The following is a 25,009-nucleotide window of genomic DNA, read 5'->3' on the forward strand; positions in this document are numbered from 1 at the left end:
CGCGGCCGTAAGGTTTTCGGTGCGAAGGAAATCCGAGGGAGATGAGACGGCGATGGCGATCGGAACACTGGACTGGACGAGTGCCACCGAGCGGCTGGACCTGCTGGCCGAGCCGGTGGCGCGGGCGGTCGACGGGCTCGACGGGGTCCTCGGCGAGGTCGAGGTCGCCGAGATCGACCCGGCACTGGCCGACACGGCGGCCTTCTGCGAGCGCTACGGCGTGGACCTGGGCGAGTCGGCCAACTGCGTGATCGTGGCGGCCAGGCGCGCGGGGGAGGTCCGCTACGCGGCGTGCATGGTGCTCGCCACCATGCGGGCCGACGTCAACGGAGTGGTCCGGCGTCACCTGGACGCGCGGAAGATCTCGTTCGCGTCGATGGACGACGCGGTCACGCTGACCGGTATGGAGTACGGCGGGATCACCCCGCTCGGGCTGCCCGAGGAGTGGCCGGTGCTCGTCGACGAGGCGGTGGCGGCCCATCCTGAGGTGGTGATCGGCAGCGGGGTCCGCCGCTCCAAACTGGCGGTGTCGGGCTCCCTGCTGGCCGGGTTGAAAACGGCGCAGGTTCTCCGCCTGGCGAACTGAAGCGAAAATGAGATTAAGTGAGAACGGGAATCGGGAAACCGTCGAGGTTCTGTGAACGTTATTCAGTCGGAAAATGTGGCCCGATGGTTCATCTCATGGGCGGGGTCTAAGCCGATATGGTGCTTCATGCCATGAATCAGGACGACCGATTGGGCCCTTACCGGCTGCTGCGGCGGCTCGGCGAGGGCGGTATGGGTGTGGTTCACCTCGCGGTCGACCCACAGGGCCGACAGGTCGCGGTGAAGGTGCTCCGCGCCGAGGTGGCGGGCGACGACGTCGCCCGTCGCCGTCTTTCGCGTGAGGTCGAGACGATGCGGCGGGTGCGCAGTGAGCACATCGCCGAGGTCATCGACGCCGATGTGACCGGCCACCGCCCCTATATCGTGACGCGATATGTCGCCGGCCAGCCGCTGGACGAGGTGATCAAGCAGGACGGCCCCATGGAGCTGCCCGCGCTACTGCGGGTCGCGCACGGTGTGGCGTCGGCGCTGGCCGCCGTGCACTCGGTCGGCGTGATCCACCGCGACCTCAAGCCCGGCAACGTCCTCATCCTGGACGGCCAGCCGGTCCTCATCGACTTCGGCATCGCCCAGGCCGTCGACGCGACCAGGCTCACCCAGACCGGCATGTTCATCGGCACGCCCGGTTACCTCGCCCCCGAGATCATCGAGGGACACGAGGCCGGCCCCGAGGTCGACGTGCACGCCTGGGCGGGCACCCTGGTCTTCGCCGCCACCGGCCAGCCGCCCTTCGGCAAGGGCACGCTGGAGATGATCTTCTACAACATCACCGCGGGCAAGGCGAACGTCGAGGCCGTCCCGCGTGAGCTCCAGCCGGTGCTGCGGGCCGCGCTTCAGCGCGACCCGGCCAGGCGACCTTCGGCCGCCGACCTAGTGGCGCAGGTGGGGCGCCTGCTGCCGGACACCGGCCGGTCCCGGGTGCCGGACGAGATCACCACGGTCGCGGAGTTCGACGACCCCGCTCCCGGCTTTCGCGGCGCCCCTGACCCGGGTTTCCGCGGTGATCCCGGTTTCCGCGGCGACCCGGGTTTCCGCGGCGACCCCGGCGACGTGCCGACCCCGGTGGCGTCCCGCCCGGCGGTCCCACCCACCCCCTGGCCCCCCGCCCCCGTGGCCCAGCCCCACGAGTACGTCTCGCTGCTCGGCGAGGAGCAGCCCGACCCGTGGCCGACCCGCCGGGTGACCCCCGAGGAACTGCGCCAGGCGGCGGCCCAGCAGTCCGCGCACGACCTGCCCACCGGCATGCTCGCCCCGGAGGACGTGCCCACCCGCACCCCCGGCGCGGTCCAGGGCTCCCCGCCCGTCGCGGGTTCCGCACCCGGCCCCGCCGTCCGTGACCAGCCGGGGGCGAGGGGCGACGACCAGGGCTTCACCGCGCCGGTCCCCGACGGGGACATCCCCACCCAGCGGGTCCGCCCCCAGGACCTGCAGGAATACATCCGCCAGTACACCAACCAGCCGGGCCAGCCGGGCCAGCCGGGCCAGCCGGGCCAGCAGAACCAGCCGGGCCGGCATGGTGGCTACCCGGGGCAGCCGGGTCAGCAGGGCCGGTCGCCGCAGGTGGGCACCCCGCAGCCGTACCCGCAGCGGCAGGCCCCGTTCGATCAGCAGCAGACCCCGCACGTCCGCACCCCCGCACCCCCGCCCTACCCCTACTCACACCCGCAGCCCCCCGCGCAGGCCCAGCAGCCCCCTCAGCAGTACCCCCAGCAGCCCCCCGCGCCGTTGCCGCTCCACCCCGGGCAGCGGCCGGGGCACGCATTGCAGCGTTCCAAGGCGTACGGGGTGGTGAGCGTGCTGATGCTGGTCATCATGACGGTCGCGGCGGTCATCGCCCCGCTGATCGTCGCCGCGGTGGCCATCCCGGTGGCGATCCTGCTTCGCGCCGCCGACATCGCCCAACCGGCCCTGAACGCCCGCAGGACCGCCGGTGAGGCGGCTGCCGACGTCTTCCGGGTGCTCGGCCAGCCGGCCGCGCTCCTGAAGTCGATCGGCATCACCGTCGCCCTGGTGCCGTACGCGCTGATCCTCGGCCTGCCGGTGACGCTCCTGCTCGCCGTGCTGGTCGGGAGCATGCCCATCACCAACACGCTGAGCTGGGGCGCGGCCGTCGCGCTCTGGACCGTCTGCGCCGGACCCGGTGTGGAGGGCCCCAGCCGCCAGATGCGACGTACGCTGGCATCACTGCTGCCGTCACGCGGCGCGGCCATGATCGCCGCCGCGGTGCTGGGCGCGGTGGCGGCGCTGATGGTCTTCCTGGCGATCGGCACCGTGGGAGACAGGGCACGGCCGGCGGTGTGGACGCCGGTCGACGTCGGGACGGTGGTGGACGAACTGAGCGACCTACGAAAGAAGGCGGCGTGATGACGGGGGACACGCGGGCGCCCGAGAGGCTGGGCCCGTACCGGCTGCTCAGAAAGATCGGCGAGGGCGGCATGGGCGTCGTCCACCTCGGGGTCGACGAGGACGGGCGCGAGGTGGCCGTCAAGGTCCTGCACCCGCACGTGGCGGCCGACCTCAAGGCCCGCGACCGGCTCACCCGCGAGGTGGAGACCATGCGGCGGGTGCGCAGCCCGCACGTCGCCGAGGTGCTCGACGCCGAACTGACGGCCAGGCAGCCCTACATCGTGACCCGGTTCGCCCCCGGGCGCACGCTGGAGGAGACCGTCCTGCAGGACGGCCCGCTCCCCGCGGACCAGGTCATCCGGCTGGCGCAGGGCATGTGCGCGGCACTGGTGGCCATTCACGCCGCCGACGTCATCCACCGCGACTTCAAGCCGTCCAACGTGATGATCGTCAACGGTGATCCGCTGGTCATCGACTTCGGTATCGCGCACCTGGTCAACGCGACCAGGCTGACCCAGACCGGCATGTTCGTCGGCACCCCCGGCTACCTCGCCCCGGAGATCATCCGCGACTCCGAGATCACCCAGGCGGCCGACGTGCACGCGCTGGCCTCGACGGTCTTCTTCGGCGCGACCGGCCAGCCGCCGTTCGGCACGGGTAGCTTCGAGGTCGTCTGCTTCAACATCATGGAGGGCCGGGCAAACGTCGACAGGGCCCCCGGGTGGCTGCGCGGCTGGCTCAAGCGGGCACTGGCCGTCGACCCCGCCGCCCGGCCGTCCGCGACGGAGCTGCACCGGATGGCCCGCGCCCTCGACCCGACGGTGACGACCTTCCACGAGACACCGCCCACCGCCGTCCTCGACGGCGGGACGAAGGTCCTCAACACCGACGGCACCAGGATCCTGGACGGCCAGAGCCCGCCGCCCCCGCCGAACGGCACCCGTGTCCTGCCGCAGGACGAGGGCTACGCCGACCTGCTCCCGCCGGTCGAGTACGCCAAGCCGGAGCGGCGCGAGCGCAGGCCGAGGCAGGAGTCCGGCCAGGCGTCCGGCACGGGGACCGCCCCGCCGCCGTACGTCCCGGCCCCCCAGCCGCCGCCCTACGTCCCCGCGCCGCCCGCGGCGCAGGCCAGGGGCGCGGCACCGCCGCCCTACCCCGACCAGCGGGTGGCCGGATACCCGGCGCCGCCGCCGACCGGCCCGTCGAGGCACTACCCGCCGCCGGTCCAGGCACGGCCGCACACCCCGCCGCAGGAGCGGCCCGCGCCCAGGACCCCGCCGCAGGAGCGCTACCGCGCCAGCCACCCGCTGGCCGCGTTCCTGCTGCTGACGATCCTGGTGGCGGTGGCCTGCGTGCTGCCGGTGGTGGTGAGCGTGTTCGCGCTGGCCGCCGCGCTCTGCCTGCGGGTGGGGGAGTACCTGTTCGGGGACCTGGTCCAGCGCCGCTCCATCAGGGGCAGCAGCGCCACCGACCCGCTGCTCGCGGTGCTCGGCACCCCGTGGGCGCTGATCAAGGCCGCGTGCGCGACGCTGGTCACCGCGATGCTCTCCGCCATGTTCGGCATGTGCGTGTGGGGGTTCCTGGTCTACGCGGGCGACATGAACAAGAACCACGCGGCCGCCTACGCGGCCGGCGCCTTCGCGGCCGGGCTGTTCGTCCTCCCCGGCGGCGGCAAGCCGCGCAAGGCCGTCGCCCGCGCGCTGAGCGGGATCATCCGGAGCCCCGGCGCGGGCATGGTGACCACGATCATCCTGGGCACGCTGGCGTTCTTCGCGGTGATGGCCGCGGTGAGCGTGGTGCCCTCCTTCCTCCCGTGGCAGCAGCCGACCGATGTCGTCGACAACCTCACGACGCAGTGGCGGCAGTCGGCGAACGAGGGCGCGATGGGCGTGCTCGATCTCATCGGCGGCCTCCTCGACGACCTGATGACAAGCCTCGGCCTCGGGTTCCTGACGTTCTGGAGGTGACGATCCCGCCGGCGGAGACGGGCCGGTCGGGGGCGTACGCGACGGCCGGTCCCACGTGGCGAGGCCACCCGGACGCCGGTGTTCTCCGGGGCTAGGCCGGCCCCGGCTTCTTGGGCGATTCCTGAAGAGCGATACCAAGCCGGTCCCAAGCCCGGTTACCGGATGTGGTCGATGGGAAACCTCTAGCTTGCATCCCATGTCCGTTGATGGGTGTTTCCTGACATCCAGCCGATGCGGGATCGCCCTCTCTGCGGCACGATGGAGGAGATCCACCGGAAGGAGTCGCATGGTCGCACCGGACGGTGAACGTCTTGGCCCCTACCGCCTGCTGTCGAGACTGGGGGCCGGAGGTTTCGGCGAGGTCCACCTGGCGCTGGACCCCGAGGGGCGTACGGTGGCGGTCAAGATCCTGCATCCCCACGTCGCGGCCGACGCGTCGGCGCTGACCAGGCTGGCCCGCGAGGTGGAGACCATGCGGCTGGTCCGGGGCCCGCACGTCGCCGAGGTCCTGGACGCCTCCCTTGACGGGGCACGCCCCTACCTGGTCACCCGCTACGTGCAGGGTCGCCCGCTCAGCGAGGTGGTCGGCGCGGACGGGCCGATCGTGGGCGACGATCTCGTACGGCTGGCGCGCGGTCTGGCCGAGGCCGTGGCGGCCGTGCACGCCGCGGGGGTGGTGCACCGCGACCTCAAACCCGCGAACGTGATCCTGACCGACGGCGAGCCGGTCGTCATCGACTTCGGCATCGCCTGCGCGCTCGACTCGCCCTCGGTCACCGCCTCGGGGGCGGTGCTCGGCACGCCCGGCTATCTGGCGCCCGAGGTGCTGGAGGGCACCGGGTCAGGTGCCGAGGCCGACGTCTTCGCCTTCGGGGCGACGCTGGCGTACGCGTCCACGGCGCGGCACCCCTACGGCACGGGCCCGGCGTCGGCGATCGGCTACCGCGTCGTCCACCACCCTCCCGACCTCGAAGGCGTTCCCGGCTGGCTGGAGCCGCTGCTGCGGGAGTGCCTGCTGCGCGACCCCGCCGCCCGGCCTGACGCGGGCGCGCTGTCGGCCCGGCTGGGGGCGGCCCCCGCGGTGGGCCCGCCGCGGCCCCGTGCCGTGGTGGAGAGCGGGATGCACGGCCTCACCACCCGGGAGTGGCGGCCGGGCGATCGCCCCCGCCCGCAGAAGGGCAGGCCCACGCTGGAGGAGGCCCGCGAGCGCCGCAGAGTCGTGCTGCACCGCCGCTGGGTCGTCGGCACCGGCCTGCTCGTCTCGCTGATGGCCGCGACCGCCAGGGAACCGCTGCCCGAGGTGGCCCTGCTGCTGCTGACCGGGTACGGCTCGGCGATGCTCATCGACGCGGGCATCGCTCTGTTCGCCCGCAGAGACCGCGGGCGCACGATCCTCGCCCTGTCCGCGGGAGCCGGGGCCGTCGCGCTGTGGGCGGCCCTCAGCACGTTCTTCAGCACGATCACCCTGGCACTCGCGCTGGGCACCGTCGTCTTCGTCCTGGTCGGGATCCTGGTGGCCAGCTGAACAGGCAGGGCTCCCCAGGCCGGTTCCCGGGTACGTTTCCGTAGTGAGGGGCCCGCGCGCAGGTACCGGAATATAGTTCGGTATGGTGGTCGAGGGTCCCCTGGGGGCTCTGGGGTCCCGGTCGTGAGCCGTCCGGCCCGGTGGTTTGCGGCTAAGCTACTGGAAAGTAACATAGGCTCGGGGTAGGGACGGGCGCGTCCCAACCGGGCCACCCGCTGCCACACCGCTCTCGGGCACCTGGCAGTCTTGGCAAAGTGTGCACGTGCCCCGCGTGTACGCACCGAGTATCCGGCGCCAACCGCAGTGACGCGGTGGCGTAAGCGACCACGGGAGGTCGGCCACCAGCCATGAACATCGTCGTCTGCGTGAAGCAGGTCCCCGACACGGCGACCGAGCGCAAGCTGAGGTCCGATGACAAGACGCTCGATCGCGACGCCGCCGACGGCGTCATCAACGAGTTGTGCGAATACGCGGTCGAGGAGGCGCTGCGCCTGAAGGAGGCTCATGGCGGTGAGGTGACCGTTCTCACCATGGGTCCCGACAAGGCGAGCGACACCATCCGCAAGGCCCTGGCCATGGGCGCGGACAAGGCTGTCCACCTGGTGGACGACGCGCTGCACGGCTCGGACGCGCTGGGCACCTCGCACGCCCTGGCGCAGGCTCTCAAGAAGATCAGTTTCGATCTGGTCGTACTTGGCTCGGAGTCGACGGACGCCCGCACCGGGGTCCTCGCTGCCATGCTGGCCGAGCGCCTCGGCGTGCCGCAGCTCACCTTCGCCAATCAGGTCCAGATCGACAAGGGCGCCATCTCCATCCAGCGCGTCACCGACTACGGCTACGACAGGGTCGAGGCCTCGCTGCCCGCCGTCGTCTCCGTGGTGGAGAAGATCAACGAGCCGCGCTACCCGTCTTTCAAGGGCATCATGGCCGCCAAGAAGAAGCCGGTCGAGAAGCTCGGCGTCGCCGAGGCCGAGATCGACGCCTCCCTGGTGGGTCTGGCCGGCTCCTGGAGTGAGGTCGTCGACTTCGCGGCCGCTCCGCCGCGCGCGGCGGGCACGGTGGTCAGGGACGAGGGCGACGGTGGCGTGAAGGCCGCCGACTTCCTCGCGTCGAAGAAGTTCGTCTGAGAGCGGGGGTAGCTGGAAATGTCTGAGATTCTCGTTCTGGTCGAGCACGTCGAGGGCCAGGTCAAGAAGGTCACCCTTGAGCTGCTGACGCTCGCCAGGAAGCTGGGCGCTCCGTCGGCGGTCTGGACCGGCGCGGGCTACGCGCCCGAGGCCGCGGCCAAGCTGGCCGAGTACGGCGCGGAGAAGATCTATGTGGCCGACTCCGCCGAGGTCAGCGACTACGTCGTCGCCCCCAAGGCCGAGCTGCTCGCCCACCTCGTGGCCGAGAAGTCGCCGAGCGCGGTGCTCGTGGCCGCGACCGCCGAGGCCAAGGAGATCGCCGGCCGCCTCGCTATCAAGATCGACTCTGGTGTGCTGACCGACGTCGTGGGCATCGAGGACGGCCTGGTCGCCGACCAGTCCATCTTCGGCGGCGGCGTCAACGTCAGGTCGCGCGTGACCAAGGGCACCCCGATCATCGCGGTCCGCCCCAACTCGACGCCGGTCGAGGCCGCCGCGGGCGCGGGGACCGAGGAGCAGGTCTCCTTCACCGTGTCCGACGCCGCCAAGGGCGCCAGGATCGTGGAGCGGGTCAAGCAGGAGAAGGGCGCGCGCCCGGAGCTCACCGAGGCCGCGATCGTGGTCTCCGGTGGCCGGGGTGTCGGCTCGGCCGACAAGTTCTCGATCATCGAGGAACTGGCCGACTCGCTCGGCGCGGCCGTCGGCGCGTCCCGCGCCGCCACCGACGCCGGCTGGTACCCGCACCAGTTCCAGGTCGGCCAGACCGGCAAGACCGTCTCGCCGCAGCTCTACATCGCGGCGGGCATCTCCGGTGCCATCCAGCACCGGGCCGGCATGCAGACCGCCAAGACGATCATCGCGATCAACAAGGACCCCGAGGCGCCGATCTTTGAGCTCGCCGACTTCGGCGTCGTGGGCGACCTGCACGAGGTGGTCCCGCAGCTGACCCAGGAGGTCATCAAGCGCAAGTGACCCGGCAGGGGTACGGGGTACGCGCGGGGTGATGGGAACGAGACGGCACCGCACGACATGTGCGGTGCCGTCTCGCGTTCCCGGGTCAGGCCGCCATCGAGAGCTCTCGCCTGGCGGTCTCCGCGGGGACGGCCGCCGCGCGGTGGCGGGGCAGGAACCACGCGACCGCGGCGATCAGGACACCGAGCAGCACGGCGATGCCGAGACTCGTCCTGAGCGTGGCCAGATCGGAGAGGAAACCGATGATCACCGGGCCCAGCAGCAGTCCCGCGTAGCCCATCGCACCGGTCTGGGCGATGGCGGGTCCCGGGGTGCCGGTCGCCTCGCCCGCCAGGGACATGGCCATCGGCGAGACCGTCGCCACGGCGACGCCCACGAACAGCATGGCCGCGAGGGCGACCGGTGCGCTGGGGGCCGTGATGACCACGCCGAAGGTCGCGGCGGTGGCCAGGCCCGAGGCGACCATCATGCCGCGGGCGCCGAAGCGGGCCCGGACCCGGTCACCGGCCAGCCGCCCGGCCAGCATGCCCGCCTCGAAGATCGGGTAACCCAGGGCGGCCACCGCCTCCGGGGCACCCAGCGCGTCCCGCAGGTACAGACCGTTCCAGTCGGCGACCGTGCCCTCCACCATGAACGCGCAGAAGGCGATCACGCCGAGCAGGTAGATCACCGGAGGCATCCGGCGGCGGGGCGCGGCGGGGGCGGCGCCGGAGACCACCGTCGGGTCGGGCAGGTAGGTGCGGCTGATCAGGACCGTCGCGGGGAGCGAGAGCAGGGCGATCAGCACCAGGTGGGTGGTGATCGAGAGCCCGGCCGCGATCGCCGCGGTGCCCAGCAGGCCCGCGCCGATCGCTCCGGCGCACCAGCCGGCGTGCATGCCGTTCATCAGCGGGCGGCCGTAGGCGCGCTCGACCACCGATCCCTGCGCGTTCATCGCGACGTCCACCGCGCCGAACGCCATGCCGAACAGGCCGCTCGCGGCCACGGCCAGGGGGAACGACGGCGCCACCGCCAGCAGGGCCAGGGTGGTCGCGGTGAGGGGGGCTGCGACCCGGAGGATGCTCCGGCTGCCGAAGCGCGCCATCACGGCGCGCATCGACTGCATGGTGATGAGCGCTCCCAGCCCCCATACGAGGAGGGTGACACCGACCGACGCCTCGGACAGGCCGAGCTTGTCGGAGAGCGCCGGAATGCGCACGGTCATCGATCCACACATCAGACCGGCCAGCACGAATGTGAGAACCGCCCCGGTTCGAGCCGTTCTCAGGTCGCGGGTCATGCTCAATCCCTTCAATAAATGTTTTGACAAACCGGTGAACGGGCACACCAAAGACGGTCGCTTTCGCGCGTGCGGAAGCGACCACCAATTTGTGTGATGGGTTTTCCCCGGCCGGGCACGCGATCAGGCGCGCGGGCGAGTGAGGGGTGTCCGGGGAACCAGGAGAAGAAGGTGTCAGGGGCCTATCAGGGTCAGGCGGGCAGCATGGCCAGCAGACGCCGTTTCAGACTCTCGTAGTGCTCGTCGTCATAGAGATCGGGGTCGTGGCTCGCCACGTCCCACAGTCCCTCGCAGGCGAGGCGCACGATCTGCGCCGCCTCCGGGTCGGGCTCGCTGTCGAGCCCCTCGCGATGCCATCGGGCCATCGCCACCCGCAGCGGTGCCAGAAGATAGAGGTTGCCGGAGGCTCCGGTCACCACGGCCCAGCGCCGCAGCCTGCCGCTCCGCACGGCGGCGAACGTGGCCGCCAGATAGTTCTTGGTGTAGGTGTCGTGGCCCTGGGCGGCGATGAGCTCGTCGAACTCCTCGATCAGCCGCTCGACCATGCCCTTGATCAGGGCTTCCTTGGTGCTGAAATGGTAGAGCAGGCCGCCTTTGCTGCATCCGGCGCGCTCGGCGACGGTCGCCAGGGTGAGCGCCTGGGAGCCCTGGTCGGAGAGCAGATCCTCTGCCGCGTCCAACAGTTCACCCCGTCTCATGGCCGCTACTGTACCGTCTGGACGGTTTAGCGGTCAACTCCGGGGGTGAGGCCCTTCCCGAGCACGGATACCCTTGGAAGGTTGACAGCGATGTGGGGGAGGGGATGCGGCCGTGCAGTCCGCCTATCTCGATCACGCGGCGACCACGCCGATGCTTCCCGAGGCGATCGAGGCGATGACAGCCCAACTGGGCCAGGTCGGCAACGCGTCCTCCCTGCACGCCGCCGGCCGCCGCACCCGCCAGGTCGTGGAGGAGTCGCGGGAGAGCATCGCCGCCGCGCTCGGCGCCCGTCCCAGCGAGGTCGTCTTCACCGCGGGCGGCACCGAGGCCGACAATCTCGCCATCAAGGGCCTGTACTGGGCCCGTCGCGCCGGGGGCGCGGACAGGATCCTGATCAGCGCCGTCGAGCACCACGCCGCCCTGGACCCCGCGCACTGGCTGAGCGATCACCAAGGTGCGACCGTCGAGCTGCTCGACGTCGACGAGTTCGGCCGGGTGCATCCGCAGACCCTGCGCGAGGCCATCGAGCGCGACCCGGGCAGCGTCGCGCTGGCCAGCGTCATGTGGGCCAACAACGAGGTCGGCACCGTCCAGCCCGTCCACGCGCTCGCCGAGGTGGCCCGCGAGTACGGCGTCCCCTTCCACACCGACGCGGTCCAGGCGGTCGGTCAGATCCCGGTGGTCTTCGCCGACTCGGGGATCGACGCGCTGACGCTCTCCGGTCACAAGGTCGGCGGCCCGATGGGCGTCGGCGCGCTGCTGCTCGCCCGGGGCGTCGACCCGGTGCCGGTACTGCACGGTGGCGGTCAGGAGCGAGATGTCCGCTCCGGCACGCTCGACGCCCCCGCCATCGCCGGTTTCGCCACGGCCGTGCGGACCGCGGTGGCCCGGCAGGCCGAGACCTCGACCCGGCTGGCCGCGCTCCGCGACGACCTGATCCGCCGGGTCCGTGAGGCGGTGCCCGATGTGATCCTCAACGGCGACCCGGTGAACCGCCTCCCGGGCAACGCCCACTTCTCCTTCCCCGGCTGCGAGGGCGACGCGCTGCTCATGCTGCTGGACGCCAAGGGCGTGGAGTGCTCGACGGGCTCGGCCTGCTCGGCAGGTGTCGCCCAGCCGTCCCACGTCCTGCTCGCGATGGGCGCCGACGGCTTCCGGGCGCGCGGCTCGCTGCGCTTCTCCCTCGGCCACACCTCGACCGAGGCCGATGTGGACCGGCTGGCCGAGATCATCGGCCTCGCCGTCGAGCGCGCCCGCCGCGCGGGTCTGAGCTGATCCGTACGGCTCTGAGGGCCGGCACTCAAGACCCGTGCCGGGGATTCCTAGGTCAGGAAGGGCGAGATGGCGATCCAGCCGGGGTCGCCGACCACGTCGACCCGGGGCCGCCCCTCCTCCCAGCTCACGATGAGCTCCTTGGCGTGGATGGCCGTCTCGCTCACCGGGTCGGCGTAGACGTGCAGCACCCGCTGCCCCTCGGCGCTCATGTGCGCGGCGAGCAGGGCCTGGCCGTTCAGCCTGCTGATCCGCCCGGCGAGACGCTCCTCGAAGTCGCGCAGCGCCTCCAGCGAGGGGCCGGTGGGCAGCCCTTCGGCGTCGCGGTGCGCGTACGGCAGCGTGATGGCGATGTGCTGGTCGAACAGCGGGTGGTCGACCGGGCGGAGCGGGTATCTGGCGGTGGCGATCAGGCGGGCGCCGGTGGCGGTCTCACCCTCCAGCAGCGCCCACTGCTCGTCCCGGTAGCCGGAGGCCAGATCGGAGACCACGCTCGGCAGGTGCACGGCGGGCACCGCGTCGATCGGCTCGAAGGCCGCGGCGGAGATGTCACCCACCCAGCGGGCCACGTCGTCCTCGCCGAGCAGCCAGTCGAGGGCGAGCAGCGCCGCCTCGGTGCGCGTCTCGTCGTCCAGGATGGTGAAGATCGGATGGTAGGCGACCACGTCGACCCGGGGGCTGCCGTGCGGGGCGCGCAGGCCGAGCACGAGCTTGTCGAGCGCGAACTCGTAGCCGCCCACGTCGAGCGTGAGGTCCATCGCGTGCGGGTTGGCCCGCCGGGACGGGTGGAACTCCCACAGGCCGTCGGCGGGCGGCGCCGCGGCGGCCCAGCGATGCGCGATGGGGCGCAGCTCGGGGTCGCCGGCCGAGGTGACCACGAGGGCCTGGTCGGCGCTCCGGCCGGGGGCGATCTCCCACACCAGCGACGGGTGGACGACCAGCACCGCGGGCCCGATCCACTCGGCCAGCCGCTCGGCCTCGCCGGCGGCGACCATCGCATCCAGTTCCGGTCTCGCCTCCGCCCACCACGCCCAGAACTCGCCGATACCGTCAGCAGGGTCGGCGGCGGGCTCGTTCTTCCGCCCGAACAGTCGCATGACCCCGGATTCTCCCAGCACGACGGGGTGCCCGCCAACGCGGGTACGCTCAAGGGGTTATGAGTCTTCGTGTGCTTGCCGCCATGTCCGGCGGCGTCGACTCCGCCGTGGCGGCCGCCCGCATCGCCGAGGCGGGCCATGACGTCACCGGTGTCCACCTCGCCCTCTCGGCCAACCCCCAGTCCTATCGGACCGGCGCCCGCGGGTGCTGCACGGTCGAGGACTCGCGAGACGCCCGCAGGGCCGCCGACGTGATCGGCATCCCCTTCTACGTCTGGGACATGGCCGAGCGGTTCCACCGCGACGTGGTCGAGGACTTCGTCAGCGAGTACGCCGCCGGCCGCACGCCCAACCCGTGCCTGCGCTGCAACGAGAAGATCAAGTTCGAGGCGGTGCTCGACCGCGCCCTCGCGCTGGGCTTCGACGCGGTGGCCACCGGGCACCACGCGCGTGTCACCGACGGCGTGCTGAGCCGCAGCCCCGACGAGGGCAAGGACCAGTCGTACGTGCTGGGCGTGCTCACCAGGGAGCAACTCGGTCACGCGATCTTCCCGCTGGGCGACTCCACCAAGGCCCAGGTGCGCGAGGAGGCCGCGCGGCGCGGGCTCATGGTGGCCGACAAACCCGACAGCCACGACATCTGCTTCATCGCCGACGGCGACACCAGGGGCTTCCTCGCCGACCGTCTCGGCGCGGTGCCGGGTCCGATCGTCGACGAGTCAGGCGAGGTCGTGGGCGGGCACGAGGGCGCCTACGGCTTCACGGTCGGCCAGCGCAAGGGCCTGCGCATCGACCGCCCGGCCCCCGACGGCCGCCCGCGCTACGTGCTGTCCATCGAGCCGGTCTCCAACACGGTCACGATCGGTCCGCGCTCGTCCCTGGCGGTCACGGAGATCGTCGCGGGGCGCCCGGTCTGGAACGGCCCGGCCGGCGAGCCGCGCGAGCCGCTGACCTGCACGGTCCAGCTCCGCGCGCACGGCGAGGTGTACGGCTGCCGTGCCCGGCTGTCCGGCGGGGAGGTGCACATCACGCTGGACGCCCCGGCCACCGGGGTCGCGGCGGGCCAGGCCGCGGTGCTCTACCTCGGCGACACCGTGATCGGCTCGGCCACCATCGCCTCGGCCCGCTGAGCCCCCTCCGCCGCCGAGCGGGCACGTCCTCGGCGGCCGCGTCCCCGCGCCCGGTTCCCGGCCCGGGCGAGCAGGTCCGCGTCAGGGCAGGGTGACCGACTCGCCGGGCTTGAGGCGGCGCATCTCGGCCTTCTGCTTCTTCGACTCCATCTCCAGCCACATGTCGACCAGGCCGAGCCCGATGTCGTTGAGCAGGCCGTCGTGGGTGGAGAAGGCCCTGTCCGGGCGGACCTGGCGCAGGTACTCGACCATCTCCGACGCCTTCATCCACGGCGCGTTGGTCGGCACCAGGAGCGTGGGCACCTCGACGCCCGGCGGGGTGAACGCGTCCCCCGGGTAGAAGACCTCCTCGTCCACGAGGAAACCGACATTGCGCACGATCGGCTGGTCCGGGTGGTTGGGGGCGTGCCACTCGCCGACGACCCTCACCCCGAAGCCGGCCGTGTCGAACGCGTCGCCGTGCCGTACCACCTGGATCTTCGCGGGGACGTCGGTCAGCGTGGCGGCCACGCCCTCGTTGGTCCAGATCTCCAAGGACGGGTCGGCCTCGGCCGCCCGGCGCAGCCGGCCCGCCTCCACGTGGTCGAAGTGCTCGTGGGTGATGAGCACGGTCCGTGCCCCGTCGAGTGCGGACTCCTCACTGAAGGAGCCCGGGTCGATCACGAGAACGGAGTCGTCCTTCTCCAGGCGGACACAGGCGTGTCCGAATTTCGTGAGTCTCATTCCCACACCCTACGGGCGCGCCGGTCCATGATCCACGAGGGGGCGGTGCCGCCACGGGCGCTCGTTCCCGGGCGCGTGCCGTCACGGCGCGGCGGGATTCCCCGGGCCGAAGGCGTGATCCGGCGGTCATAAGCTGGCCTGGGCGGGCGGGTCCCGCCTGCCTCCCAACGCGAAACCAGGAGCAGTCTTGAGCCAGTACCCATGGGGTGAGGCGACCGCCACCGGCATCGGGTCGCATCCGGGGGAGGACCACGCCGAGGCGGTCAGGGTGGTCCTCGGCGAGTCGCCCGCGCTGCCGTACCTGCCGGAGCTGCCCGCCCGGGGCGTCGGCGCCGACATGATCGGGCGCACCGCGTCGCTCCTGCTGGAGATGCCCGTGGAGGTACAGCCGTCGGGCTGGCGGTTCGCCGACCGGCCAGGCCGTGACCTCAAACGCGCCCGCGACCATCTCATCCGCGACCTCGACGCCCTGGAGGAGGCGGCCCAGGGGTACGAGGGGCCCTTCAAGATCCAGGTGTGCGGGCCGTGGACGCTGGCCGGAGCGGTCGAGCTCAGACACGGCGACAAGACGCTCGCCGACCCGGGGGCGGTGCGCGATCTGGTGGAGTCCCTGGCCGAGGGGCTCGCCGCGCACGTCGCCGACGTGCGCCGCAGGGTGCCGGGGGCCTCGCAGATCGTGGTGCAGGTCGACGAGCCGGGGTTGCCGGGCGTCCTCGCGGGCACGGTGCCGACCGCCTCGGGCTTCGGGCGGCTGGCCGCGGTCGACCGCCAGGTCGCCGCGGACCGGCTCGGCGCGGTGTTCCCCGCGGGGACGTTCGCCGTCGTGCACTGCTGCGCCCCCGCCGTGCCCTTCCGCGTGCTGCGCGCGGCGGGCGCGGCGGGCGTCTCGCTCGACGCCCACCTGCTGAACAGGCGCGACGAGGACGCGATCGGCGAGACCGTCGAGGCGGGGACGGCTCTCTTCCTCGGTGTCGTGCCGGGGACGGACGCGAGGCTCCCCGACGTCGGAGTGGTCGCCGGACCGGCCGTCGAGCTCTGGCGCCGTCTCGGCTTCCCCGCCGCGACGCTGGCCTCGCAGGTGGTGCTCACCCCGGCCTGCGGCCTGGCCGGGGCCTCGCCCGCCTACGCCAGGGCGGCCCTGGCCACCTGCCGCAAGGCCGCCCGGGTGCTGCAGGACGACCCCGGCGAGTGATCCCGGCCGCCGGGGGCTTCAACTCGGGGTAAGGAAGGACGCGGACTGTCGGTGCTCGAGGATACGTTTGGCTTGGCCGACGACGAGGGGAGAAGCGGCGATGGGCGCTGAGGTCGAGGGCGTGCCGGTGCGGGCGTTGGAGCGGCACGCGGAGCTGACCGAGCTGGTCGAGGAGGCCAACTGGCGCTACCACGTGCTCGACTCGCCCACCGTGAGCGACGCCCAGTACGACGGGTGGATGCGCGAGCTGCGCGAGCTGGAGGAGGAGAGCCCAACCCTCCGCACGCCCGACTCCCCCACCCAGAAGATCGGCGCGCCGATCTCCAGCGATTTCAATCCGGTCAAGCACCTGCAGCGGATGGAGAGCCTCGACAACGCTTTCAACGCCGAGGATCTCGCCGCCTGGCGGGCGAGGGCCGAGCGGCTGGCCGAGCGCGACCCCGCGCCCTACCTGTGCGAGCTGAAGATCGACGGTCTGGCGATCGCACTGGTCTACGAGAAGGGCCGCCTGACCAGGGGGGCCACCAGGGGCGACGGCCGCGTCGGTGACGACGTGACGGCCAACGTCCGCACGATCGCCAACGTGCCGCACCGCCTGACCGGCGACGACGTGCCCGACCTGGTGGAGGTCAGGGGCGAGGTCTACATCCCGGTCGAGGAGTTCAGGAAGCTCAACGAGCAGCTGGTCGAGACGGGCAAGGCGCCGTTCGCCAACCCGCGCAACTCCGCGGCGGGTTCCCTGCGGCAGAAGGATCCGCGCGTCACCGCGCAGCGGCCGCTGCACATGATCGTCCACGGGATCGGCAAGTGGGAGGGGACCGCCCCGCCCCGCACCCAGTCGGAGATCTACGACCGGCTCGCGGCGTTCGGCCTGCCGGTCAGCGACCTCTACCGGGTCGTCGACGACCTTGAGGGCATCAACGCCTTCATCGACTTCTACAACGAGCACCGTCACGACCCGGCCTACGAGATCGACGGCGTCGTGGTCAAGGTCGACCGCATCGAGTTCCAGCACAACCTGGGCTCGACCAGCCGGGCCCCCCGCTGGGCGATCGCCTACAAGTATCCTCCCGAGGAGGTCAACACCAGGCTCCTCGACATCCAGGTCGCGGTGGGCCGCACCGGCAGGGTCACGCCGTACGGGGTCATGGAGCCGATCGTGGTGGCCGGTTCCACCGTCGAGCGGGCCACGCTGCACAACGCCTCCGAGGTCGCGCGCAAGGGGGTGCTGATCGGCGACACCGTGGTGCTGCGCAAGGCGGGCGACGTCATCCCCGAGATCGTCGGTCCGGTCGTCGACCTGCGCGACGGCACCGAGCGGGCGTTCGTGATGCCGGAGCGCTGCCCGGAGTGCGACACCGAGCTGGCGTACGAGAACGAGGGCGACGCCGACCTGCGCTGCCCCAACACCAGGGCGTGTCCCGCCCAGCTCCGCGAGCGCATCTTCTTCGCGGCCGGCCGCAGGGCCTTCGACATCGAGGGGCTGGGTTACGTGGCGGCCACCGCGCTGACCCAGCCGCTGCCGCCGCAGGAGCCGCCGGTCCGCACCGAGGCAGACCTGTTCGATCTGACGATCGAGCAGCTGCTGCCGATCAGGTCGGTGGTCCGCGATCCCGACACCGGGCTGCCCAAGACCGATCCGGAGAGCGGCGAGCAGAAGATCGTCACCTTCTTCGCCAACCAGAGCGGCGAGCCGAGCAAGAACGCCGAGAAGATGCTGGAGCAGCTGGAGAAGGTCAAGAGCCAGCCGGTCTGGCGGGTGCTCGTCGCGCTCTCCATCCGGCATGTCGGCCCCCCGACCGCCCAGGCGATCGCCGCGGAGTTCGGTTCCATCCACGCGATCGCGAAGGCCTCCGAGGAGGAGCTCGCCGCGGTCGAGGGCGTCGGCCCGCGGGTGGCCGCGGCGATCCGCGACTGGTTCGAGGTCGACTGGCACCGGGAGATCATCAAGCGCTGGGCGGACGCCGGGGTCCGGATGGTCGACGACCCGCCGGCCGAGCAGCTCCCGCAGACCCTGGCCGGGCTGACCTTCGTGGTGACCGGCACGCTCGCCGACTTCACCCGCGACGAGGCCGGTGAGGCCCTGGCCGCCCGAGGTGGCAAGGTCGCGGCGTCGGTGTCGAAGAAGACCTCCTTCGTGGTGGTCGGAGAGAACGCGGGTTCCAAGTTCGACAAGGCCGTGAAGCTCGGCGTGCCGATCCTCGACGAGGCCGGTTTGCGAGTCCTGCTGGCCGAGGGGCCCGAGGCGGCGGCGGAGGTGACGGTGCGGCCCGAGGAGTGACAGGACCGCCCCGCCGCCGTGCGCAAGAAGGCGTGAATTTTCAGTGACGGACCGTGCGCAATCGGTTTCGCGAAGTGGCCCGTAGGCCGTACTCTCCCATAGTGAACTAATGGGGGTTTTGTTACTCATGGCCGACCCAACCGACACCCGCGATACCGGACCGCGTCTGGGATCGCCCCTCTGGGCCTATCTCGCCGCCGTCATCTCGGTCGGGTTCGTCGTCCTGGTCGTGTCCCAGCTGAGCATGGACACGACCGAGATCGTGGAACTCGCCCGAAGCCCGCTGTTCTGGATGCTCACGGTCCTTGTCGTGCTGGGCGAGTTGCGGCCGGTGGTCCTGTCGTCGTCGCTGACCGTGGGTGGCACCTACCCGTCGACCATGTTCACCTTCGCCGCGCTGCTCCACTACGGCCTGCCGATCGCGGTGCTGCTGCAGGCGGTCGCCATGGTCGTCAACGGGGCGGTCACCCGTAAGGCGTGCCACCGGGTCATGTTCAACATCGCCCAGGTGACACTGGCCTGCACCGCCGCCGGGGTGGTGCTCGGCCTCTTCGGCGACCGGCCCGTCACGGTGGGCACCGGGGTGCCCGACGGCGCCGACCTGCTGGCGATCGGGCTGGCCGGGCTGGCCTACTTCGTGGTCCGGGCCGCGCTGGTCTCCGGCGCGGTGGCGCTGCACGAACGCAGGTCGATCCACCGGGTGATCAAGACCACGATCGGTCACCAGAGCCTCGTCTACGCCGGGCTGCTCGGCCTGGCCCCGCTCGTCGTGGTGGTGATGAACCACTCGCCGGCCCTGGTGCCGCTCTTCCTGGCGCCCATGCTGGCCGTCTACTTCACGGCCAGCATGTCGGTCCGCCGCGACCACCAGGCGATGCACGACGGCCTGACCGGGCTGCCCAACCGCAAGATGCTCGTGCTCAGCACGGAGGAGGCGCTCGCCGAGGCGCGGGAGGGCGAGCGGGTCGGCCTGTTCCTACTCGACCTCGACCGGTTCAAGGAGATCAACGACACCCTCGGGCACCCGGTCGGCGACCGGCTCCTGCAGATGGTCGCGCACCGGCTCACCCACAGCGTCCGTCCTGGCGACGTGGTGGCCCGGCTCGGCGGCGACGAGTTCGCCGTCCTGCTGCCCTCGGTCAGGGACGCCGCGGCGGCCAGGGAGGTGGCGGCGCGCCTGCGGGTGGCGATCACCGAGCCGGTACGGCTGGAGGGCATGAGTTTCGACCTGGACGCCTCGTTCGGCATCGCCATCTACCCCGACCACGCACCGGACTTCGAGATGCTCCTGCAACGCTCCGACGTGGCGATGTACCTGGCGAAGGAGAGCAGGACCGGGGTCGAGATCTACGCCGCCGACAAGGACCGCAACAGTCCCGAGCGGCTCACCCTCCTCGGCGACCTGCGCAGGGCCATCGACCGCTCCGAGCTGCGGCTGCACTACCAGCCCAAGCTCGACCTGTCGGGAGGGCAGGTGCGGGGCGTGGAGGCGCTGCTGCGATGGCGCCACCCGGAGCGGGGGATGATCTCCCCGGGAGAGTTCGTGCCGATGGCCGAGCAGTCGTATCTGATGCGCCACCTCACCGGATACGTCATCGACGCGGCCCTGGAGCAGGCCGCCCACTGGTGGCACACCGGCCTGCACGAGCAGATCTCCGTCAACGTCTCGGCCCGCGACCTTCTCGACTCGGCGCTCTCCGACCAGTTGGGAGCGGGCCTGGCGCGATACCGGCTGCCGCCCAAGGCGATCCAGCTGGAGGTCACCGAGCGCATCCTGATGACCGACCAGGCGTACACCGCCGACGCGGTCCGCGCCCTGGCCTCGCTGGGTGTGCCGCTCGCGCTCGACGACTTCGGCACCGGCTACTCCTCGCTGGTCCGCCTGCAGCGTCTGCCGGTGGCCGAGGTCAAGATCGACTCCTCGTTCGTCCGCCGGATCGGCGAGTCCAAGGACGACGAGCGGATCGTCCGCTCGATCGTCGACCTGGTCCGCTCCCTCGGCCTGCGTTCGGTCGCCGAGGGCGTCGAGTCGGCCGAGGTGGCCGAGCGCCTGGCGGACATGGGGTGCGATCTGGGCCAGGGCTGGCTGTTCGCCAAGCCCATGTCGGCCGCGGACGCGACAGTATGGTTGCGCAAGCATCGAGGGCTCGCCCCGCACGACTTCGGCTTCCTGCGCCCCACCGAGATCCTCAACCCCCAGCGGGCCTAGGTCCTGTCCTGTGGATCTTGCCGTGGCGAGGATCGGTCAGGTGGTGTCTCGCAAGGCGGAGGAGGGAGCCGCGGCGTGCTGCGGTGACCGGCGACAACGCGGCGAGGCGCCGCCTGACCGACCGCAGTAGGCAAAAGATCCGCAGGGCAGGGCCTAGCCCCCGGATCTTCCGCCCGCCGCGGCCGGACGGTCGGTGCCTCGCACGTGCCGCGGTGGCCGGTGACAATCCGGCGAGGCGGGACCCAGCCGTTCTGTCCCGCGAGTTTTCCGTCCAGGTCCTGGGCGATGGCGATCGCCGTCGGGTACGGCGCGGGTATCACATCCGGCCGGCCGGAGCCCGGCCGCCACGGTCGGCACCGGTTCCGTGTCACGTTGTGTCACATCCGTTTGTCGGGCATTAAAACGTTCTTGACATAGGTGCGCAAGACCCGCTTTGGCGGCGATTCTCCAGTGGGACGGGGTCGCGATCGCGGGGCGCCCGGGGCCGAACGTGAGGTGGAACGTGATTCGTGGTGCGAGCTGGGACGCCGGTGCACCGGTGCCCCTGACCGGCCGGCCGGGAACGTTTCAGGCCGGACCCGCGGCGCGACTCCGCGACCCGGTGTCCATGGCGGCGATGTGGATCATCGGGCCTCCCGGCAGTAAAACGTTTCGCAATCTCCCGGCGGGCAGGGGCACGGCACGGCCGATGTACGGCGATCTCGGCGGGCGACGGCAACCGGCTCAGGGCCTCCCGGATCGGTGCGCACCGGACAGGCCGGGAGCCGATTTCTCCGGCCTGGCGAGCCGGGGGCGGTCTGACCGCTTCGAGTAAGAGATCTTCGGTTGGTTGCGACGGTGTTAATGAGTCGGGACCCTCAGGTCGCGAGCCATAGGATGACAGTGTCCAATTGCCATTCCACGAAACGGGTTCAACGACTCATGTCCGCCATAACCCGCGACGAGGTCGCTCACCTCGCCCGGCTGTCCCGGCTGGCGCTGGCCGACGAGGAGCTCGACCACTTCGCCGCCCAGCTCGATGTGATCATCGGTGCGGTCGCCCGCGTCGCCGAGGTGGCGGCCGACGACATCCCGCCGTCCTCGCACGCGTTGCCGCTCACCAACGTCTACCGCCCCGACGAGGTGCGGCCAGGACTGACGCCGGAACAGGCGCTGTCAGGCGCCCCGGCAGTCGAGGACGACCGCTTCCGCGTGCCGCGCATCCTTGGGGAGGAAGCATGAGCCTCATCCACAAGACCGCCGCGGATCTGGGCGCGCTGATCGCCGCCGGAGAGGTCTCCGCCGTCGAGGTCGCCCAGGCCCATCTCGACCGGATCGCCGCCGTCGAGCCGCAGGTCAACGCCTTCCTCCACGTCAACGCCGAGACGACCCTGGAGCAGGCGCGGGCCGTCGACGCCCGCCGGGCCGCCGGCGAGGAGCTCGGCCCGCTGGCCGGCGTGCCGATCGCGCACAAGGACGTCTTCACCACCGTCGACATGCCGACCACGGCTGGATCCAAGATCCTTGAGGGCTATCGCCCGCCGTACGACGCCACCGTGACCCGCCGTCTGCGCGAGGCCGGCCTGGTGATCCTCGGCAAGACCAACCTGGATGAGTTCGCGATGGGCTCCTCCACCGAGAACTCCGCCTACGGCCCCACCCGCAACCCGTGGGACCTGTCCCGCATCCCCGGCGGCTCCTCCGGCGGCTCGTCCGCCGCGGTCGCCGCCTACGAGGCCCCGCTGTCCACCGGCACCGACACCGGCGGCTCGATCCGCCAGCCCGCCGCGGTCACCGGCATCGTGGGCATGAAGCCGACCTACGGCGGCTCGTCCCGCTACGGCCTGATCGCCTTCGCCAGCTCGCTCGACACGCCGGGCCCCTTCGCCCGCAACGTGCTGGACGCCGCGCTGCTGCACGAGGCGTTCTCCGGCCACGACGTGATGGACGCGACCTCCGTCGACGCCCCGGTGCCCTCGGTCGTGGCGGCGGCGCGCAACGGCGACGTGGCCGGGCTGCGCATCGGCGTGGTCAAGGAGTTCGGCGGCGACGGCTACCAGGCGGGTGTGCTCGCGCGCTTCCACGAGACCGTGGAACTGCTGGAGTCGCTGGGCGCGAAGGTCTTCGAGGTCTCCTGCCCCTCGTTCACCACCGCCCTCCCGGCGTACTACCTCATCGCCCCCTCGGAGTGCTCCTCCAACCTGGCCCGCTTCGACGCCATGAGGTACGGCCTGCGCGTCGGCGACGACGGCACGCGCAGCGCCGAGGAGGTCATGGCCCTGACCAGGGCCCAGGGTTTCGGCCCCGAGGTCAAGCGCCGCATCATCCTCGGCACGTACGCGCTGTCCAGCGGTTACTACGACGCCTACTACGGCCAGGCGCAGAAGGTCCGCACGCTCATCGCGCGCGACTTCGAGGCCGCCTTCCAGCAGGTGGACGTGCTCATCTCGCCGACGACGCCCACCACGGCGTTCCCGATCGGCGAGCGCGCCGACGACCCCATGGCGATGTACCTGGCCGACCTGTGCACCATCCCGACCAACCTGGCGGGCAACGCGGCCATCTCCGTGCCGTGCGGCCTGGCGGACGAGGACGGCCTGCCGGTCGGTCTGCAGATCATGGCTCCGGTGCTCGGCGACGACCGCTGCTACCGGGTCGGTGCCGCGGTCGAGAAGGCCCTCCAGGCGCGGTGGGGCGGCAGCCTGCTGTCCAGAGCCCCGGAGCTATAAGGGTTTTCTGGATTTCGGGGCGAGGGGGCGACAGGTGACAGGGAGAACGGCGGCATGATCACTCGGATCGAGATCGACGGGTTCAAGTCCTTCTTGAGCTTCGATCTCGATGTGCCGCCCTTCCTCGCGCTGGTCGGACCCAACGCGAGCGGCAAGTCGAACCTCTTCGACGCCGTGGGGTTCGTGGCGGCCGAGATCGAGGGGCCGGGCGGGCTGTTGGGCGCGACCCGCGGGCTGCCGGGCGAGCAGTTCCACCGGGTCGCCCACGGTTCCGCCGTGGGCGGGTTCGTCGTCTCGGTGGAGGCGCTGGTCACCCCGGAGCCCGGCTCCGTGGTGCCGGTCAGGTTCGACGTGGGTGCGGAGATGGTGCTGAAGATCCCCAGATCCAGCGGGGCCGTCGTCAGCCACGTGGCCCAGCGGATCCCGCACGAGCTGCTGGATCTCCTGGTCGAGGACCCGGATCCGGAGGGCACGCCCCGCCGTACGGTCTCCTCGTGGCGCCGCTATTCGCCGTCCCCGGCGGCGATGCGCCGCCGCTGCCCCTCGGCCAACCGGGGGCCGCTCGCGGCCGACGGCGCGAACCTGGCCGCGGTGCTCGGGCGGATGGCCGGTACGGAGGCGCTGGCCGACCTCGTGGTCGACCTCGCGGGGGTGCTCCCCGACGTCACCGGGCTGGTGCCGCGCACCGACCGGAGAGAGTGCTCCTTCGATCTGCTCGTCGACGGCCAGGGAGCGGTGCCGGCCACGCTGCTCTCCGACGGCACCCTGCGGGTCCTCGGCCTGCTGACCGCCCTGCACGACCCCGACCACCCGGGCACGCTGCTGGTGGAGGAGATCGAGAGCGGCGTCCATCCGGGGCGCCTCGGCGAGCTGCTGCGGCGGGTGCGCCAGAGGACCTCCGGGCCGGGGGGTGCCGAGCCGCCGCGGCAGGTGATCCTCACCAGCCAGTCCCCGATCGTCGTCGCGGAGGTCTACCGGACCGAGCCGGACGCGCTGACGTTCCTCGACACCGCGGTCCGCGTCGACCCCGACAACGACCGGGTGTCGCGGGTGACCGTGGCCAAGCCGATCCAGCCGGACGGTGAGCCGGGCACGTTCGTCTCACCCCGGCAGGTCCGCAAGTACCTGGGCGCGGCCGCATGAGCCGCCCGCTGGTTCCCGGACTCATCGCGGAGGGGGAGACCGACGAGGGCTTCCTCAGCATCGTGATCGCCAGGCAGCTGCGCGAGCTCACCTGGATGTCACCGTACGCGGTGGACGTCAAGGAGACCGAGGTGGTCTCCCACGACCGGGAGCACATGGTCACCGCGCTGGAGGAGCTCGCGGCCGACTGCCACCTGCTCTTCACCCACGACGACGGGCGGGAGCGCCGCCGTAGCGACGGCGTCCGCTATCACTCGCACTACCTGGTGCCGGTGATCGGACTTGGCGACACCGAGGCCTGGCTGCTCGCCGACCGCGCGGTGTGGGCGGGGCTGGCGGGCAGTGACCTCGGCGGGCTGCCCACGCGGCCCCGCGACGTCGAGAGGATCGCCGATCCCGCGAGGGTGCTGGCCGCGACCGTCCCCCGGCGTGGCAAGCCGGTCCGCGACTACTTCGAATACATAGGACGCAACATCGATCTCGCCGTCCTGGCCCAGGTGCCCGCCTACGCGAACTGGGTGGCCGAGACGAGGAACGCTTTGAAGGGACTTGGTTACCTGTGAGTGCTGAGAGAATCCGACGCAGTGAGCGTAGTGGCGCGCGAGGGACGAGCGCTCCGCGTAGCGAGGGAGGAGTGGTGAACGACAGTGAGCGCTGAGAGAACCCGACGCAGTGAGCGTAGTGGCGCGCGAGGGACGAGCGCTCCGCGTAGCGAGGGAGGAGTGGTGAACGA

At 71.6% G+C, this 25,009-nt stretch carries 19 protein-coding genes; 15 read left to right on the plus strand and 4 right to left on the minus strand.

All coding sequences use genetic code 11. The features are described from left to right. Nucleotides 1-52 precede the first annotated feature (52 nt). The 6 genes from ABT061_RS09715 (at nucleotide 53) to ABT061_RS09740 (ending at nucleotide 8,543) form a co-directional block, all read left to right on the plus strand. The gene (locus tag ABT061_RS09715) at nucleotides 53-586 is read left to right on the plus strand and encodes a YbaK/EbsC family protein (RefSeq protein ID WP_350914613.1); all 534 of its coding nucleotides are present in this window, start codon (nucleotides 53-55) and stop codon (nucleotides 584-586) included. A 131-nt stretch (nucleotides 587-717) separates the two neighbouring features. Beyond that, nucleotides 718-2,970, plus strand: a complete 2,253-nt coding sequence (locus tag ABT061_RS09720; protein ID WP_350914616.1) for a serine/threonine-protein kinase — start codon at nucleotides 718-720, stop codon at nucleotides 2,968-2,970. Beyond that, nucleotides 2,970-4,919, plus strand: coding sequence for a serine/threonine-protein kinase (locus ABT061_RS09725; RefSeq protein ID WP_350914618.1), 1,950 nt, complete (start codon nucleotides 2,970-2,972; stop codon nucleotides 4,917-4,919). The genes ABT061_RS09720 and ABT061_RS09725 overlap by 1 nt, the downstream gene beginning before the upstream one ends. A 286-nt stretch (nucleotides 4,920-5,205) precedes the next feature. Next, on the plus strand, nucleotides 5,206-6,444 hold the full coding sequence (locus ABT061_RS09730; RefSeq protein ID WP_350914621.1) for a serine/threonine-protein kinase: 1,239 nt from the start codon (nucleotides 5,206-5,208) through the stop codon (nucleotides 6,442-6,444). Nucleotides 6,445-6,791: 347 nt separating this feature from the next. Further along, nucleotides 6,792-7,571, plus strand: a complete 780-nt coding sequence (locus ABT061_RS09735; protein WP_350914624.1) for an electron transfer flavoprotein subunit beta/FixA family protein — start codon at nucleotides 6,792-6,794, stop codon at nucleotides 7,569-7,571. Between the two features lie 18 nt (nucleotides 7,572-7,589). After that, the gene (locus ABT061_RS09740; protein ID WP_350914627.1) at nucleotides 7,590-8,543 is read left to right on the plus strand and encodes an electron transfer flavoprotein subunit alpha/FixB family protein; all 954 of its coding nucleotides are present in this window, start codon (nucleotides 7,590-7,592) and stop codon (nucleotides 8,541-8,543) included. A gap of 85 nt (nucleotides 8,544-8,628) precedes the next feature. Here the strand turns inward: ABT061_RS09740 and ABT061_RS09745 are convergent, their stop codons facing one another. Both ABT061_RS09745 and ABT061_RS09750 read right to left on the minus strand, forming a co-directional pair. Continuing rightward, nucleotides 8,629-9,822 (minus strand): MFS transporter, encoded by a 1,194-nt coding sequence (locus tag ABT061_RS09745; protein WP_350914630.1) that lies wholly within the window; start codon nucleotides 9,820-9,822, stop codon nucleotides 8,629-8,631. 191 nt (nucleotides 9,823-10,013) lie between these two features. Beyond that, on the minus strand, nucleotides 10,014-10,520 hold the full coding sequence (locus ABT061_RS09750) for a TetR/AcrR family transcriptional regulator (protein WP_350914633.1): 507 nt from the start codon (nucleotides 10,518-10,520) through the stop codon (nucleotides 10,014-10,016). Nucleotides 10,521-10,632: 112 nt separating this feature from the next. Here ABT061_RS09750 and ABT061_RS09755 point away from each other — a divergent pair, with 112 nt between their 5' ends. Then, a complete protein-coding gene (locus tag ABT061_RS09755; protein WP_350914636.1) occupies nucleotides 10,633-11,796 on the plus strand; it encodes a cysteine desulfurase family protein in 1,164 nt (387 codons plus the stop codon). 47 nt (nucleotides 11,797-11,843) lie between these two features. Here the strand turns inward: ABT061_RS09755 and ABT061_RS09760 are convergent, their stop codons facing one another. Beyond that, the gene (locus ABT061_RS09760; RefSeq protein WP_350914639.1) at nucleotides 11,844-12,890 is read right to left on the minus strand and encodes a DUF695 domain-containing protein; all 1,047 of its coding nucleotides are present in this window, start codon (nucleotides 12,888-12,890) and stop codon (nucleotides 11,844-11,846) included. Between the two features lie 59 nt (nucleotides 12,891-12,949). Here ABT061_RS09760 and mnmA point away from each other — a divergent pair, with 59 nt between their 5' ends. After that, nucleotides 12,950-14,020 carry a tRNA 2-thiouridine(34) synthase MnmA gene (gene mnmA, locus ABT061_RS09765; protein ID WP_350914642.1) on the plus strand — a complete coding sequence of 357 codons (1,071 nt, stop codon included), beginning with the start codon at nucleotides 12,950-12,952 and terminating at the stop codon, nucleotides 14,018-14,020. Nucleotides 14,021-14,101: 81 nt separating this feature from the next. Here mnmA and ABT061_RS09770 read toward each other — a convergent pair whose 3' ends face one another. Next, nucleotides 14,102-14,743: an MBL fold metallo-hydrolase gene (locus ABT061_RS09770; RefSeq protein WP_350914645.1), complete on the minus strand. Its 642-nt coding sequence runs from the start codon at nucleotides 14,741-14,743 to the stop codon at nucleotides 14,102-14,104. Between the two features lie 187 nt (nucleotides 14,744-14,930). Here ABT061_RS09770 and ABT061_RS09775 point away from each other — a divergent pair, with 187 nt between their 5' ends. The 7 genes from ABT061_RS09775 (at nucleotide 14,931) to ABT061_RS09805 (ending at nucleotide 24,839) form a co-directional block, all read left to right on the plus strand. Continuing rightward, on the plus strand, nucleotides 14,931-15,935 hold the full coding sequence (locus tag ABT061_RS09775; RefSeq protein ID WP_350914647.1) for a methionine synthase: 1,005 nt from the start codon (nucleotides 14,931-14,933) through the stop codon (nucleotides 15,933-15,935). A 100-nt stretch (nucleotides 15,936-16,035) separates the two neighbouring features. Continuing rightward, the gene (ligA, locus tag ABT061_RS09780) at nucleotides 16,036-18,216 is read left to right on the plus strand and encodes an NAD-dependent DNA ligase LigA (protein WP_350914649.1); all 2,181 of its coding nucleotides are present in this window, start codon (nucleotides 16,036-16,038) and stop codon (nucleotides 18,214-18,216) included. 127 nt (nucleotides 18,217-18,343) lie between these two features. Beyond that, nucleotides 18,344-20,425 carry a putative bifunctional diguanylate cyclase/phosphodiesterase gene (locus tag ABT061_RS09785; protein ID WP_350914652.1) on the plus strand — a complete coding sequence of 694 codons (2,082 nt, stop codon included), beginning with the start codon at nucleotides 18,344-18,346 and terminating at the stop codon, nucleotides 20,423-20,425. A gap of 921 nt (nucleotides 20,426-21,346) precedes the next feature. After that, a complete protein-coding gene (gatC, locus tag ABT061_RS09790; RefSeq protein WP_030913706.1) occupies nucleotides 21,347-21,646 on the plus strand; it encodes an Asp-tRNA(Asn)/Glu-tRNA(Gln) amidotransferase subunit GatC in 300 nt (99 codons plus the stop codon). Continuing rightward, nucleotides 21,643-23,133 carry an Asp-tRNA(Asn)/Glu-tRNA(Gln) amidotransferase subunit GatA gene (gene gatA, locus ABT061_RS09795; RefSeq protein WP_350914656.1) on the plus strand — a complete coding sequence of 497 codons (1,491 nt, stop codon included), beginning with the start codon at nucleotides 21,643-21,645 and terminating at the stop codon, nucleotides 23,131-23,133. Before gatC ends, gatA begins: the two co-directional genes overlap by 4 nt. Nucleotides 23,134-23,187: 54 nt before the next feature. After that, the gene (locus tag ABT061_RS09800) at nucleotides 23,188-24,276 is read left to right on the plus strand and encodes an AAA family ATPase (protein WP_350914659.1); all 1,089 of its coding nucleotides are present in this window, start codon (nucleotides 23,188-23,190) and stop codon (nucleotides 24,274-24,276) included. Further along, complete coding sequence (locus ABT061_RS09805) at nucleotides 24,273-24,839, plus strand: hypothetical protein (RefSeq protein ID WP_350914662.1); 567 nt, start codon at nucleotides 24,273-24,275, stop codon at nucleotides 24,837-24,839. The genes ABT061_RS09800 and ABT061_RS09805 overlap by 4 nt, the downstream gene beginning before the upstream one ends. Nucleotides 24,840-25,009 lie beyond the last annotated feature (170 nt).

The sequence above is a fragment of the Streptosporangium sp. NPDC002544 genome (assembly GCF_040295965.1).
Lineage (GTDB): Bacteria > Actinomycetota > Actinomycetes > Streptosporangiales > Streptosporangiaceae > Streptosporangium.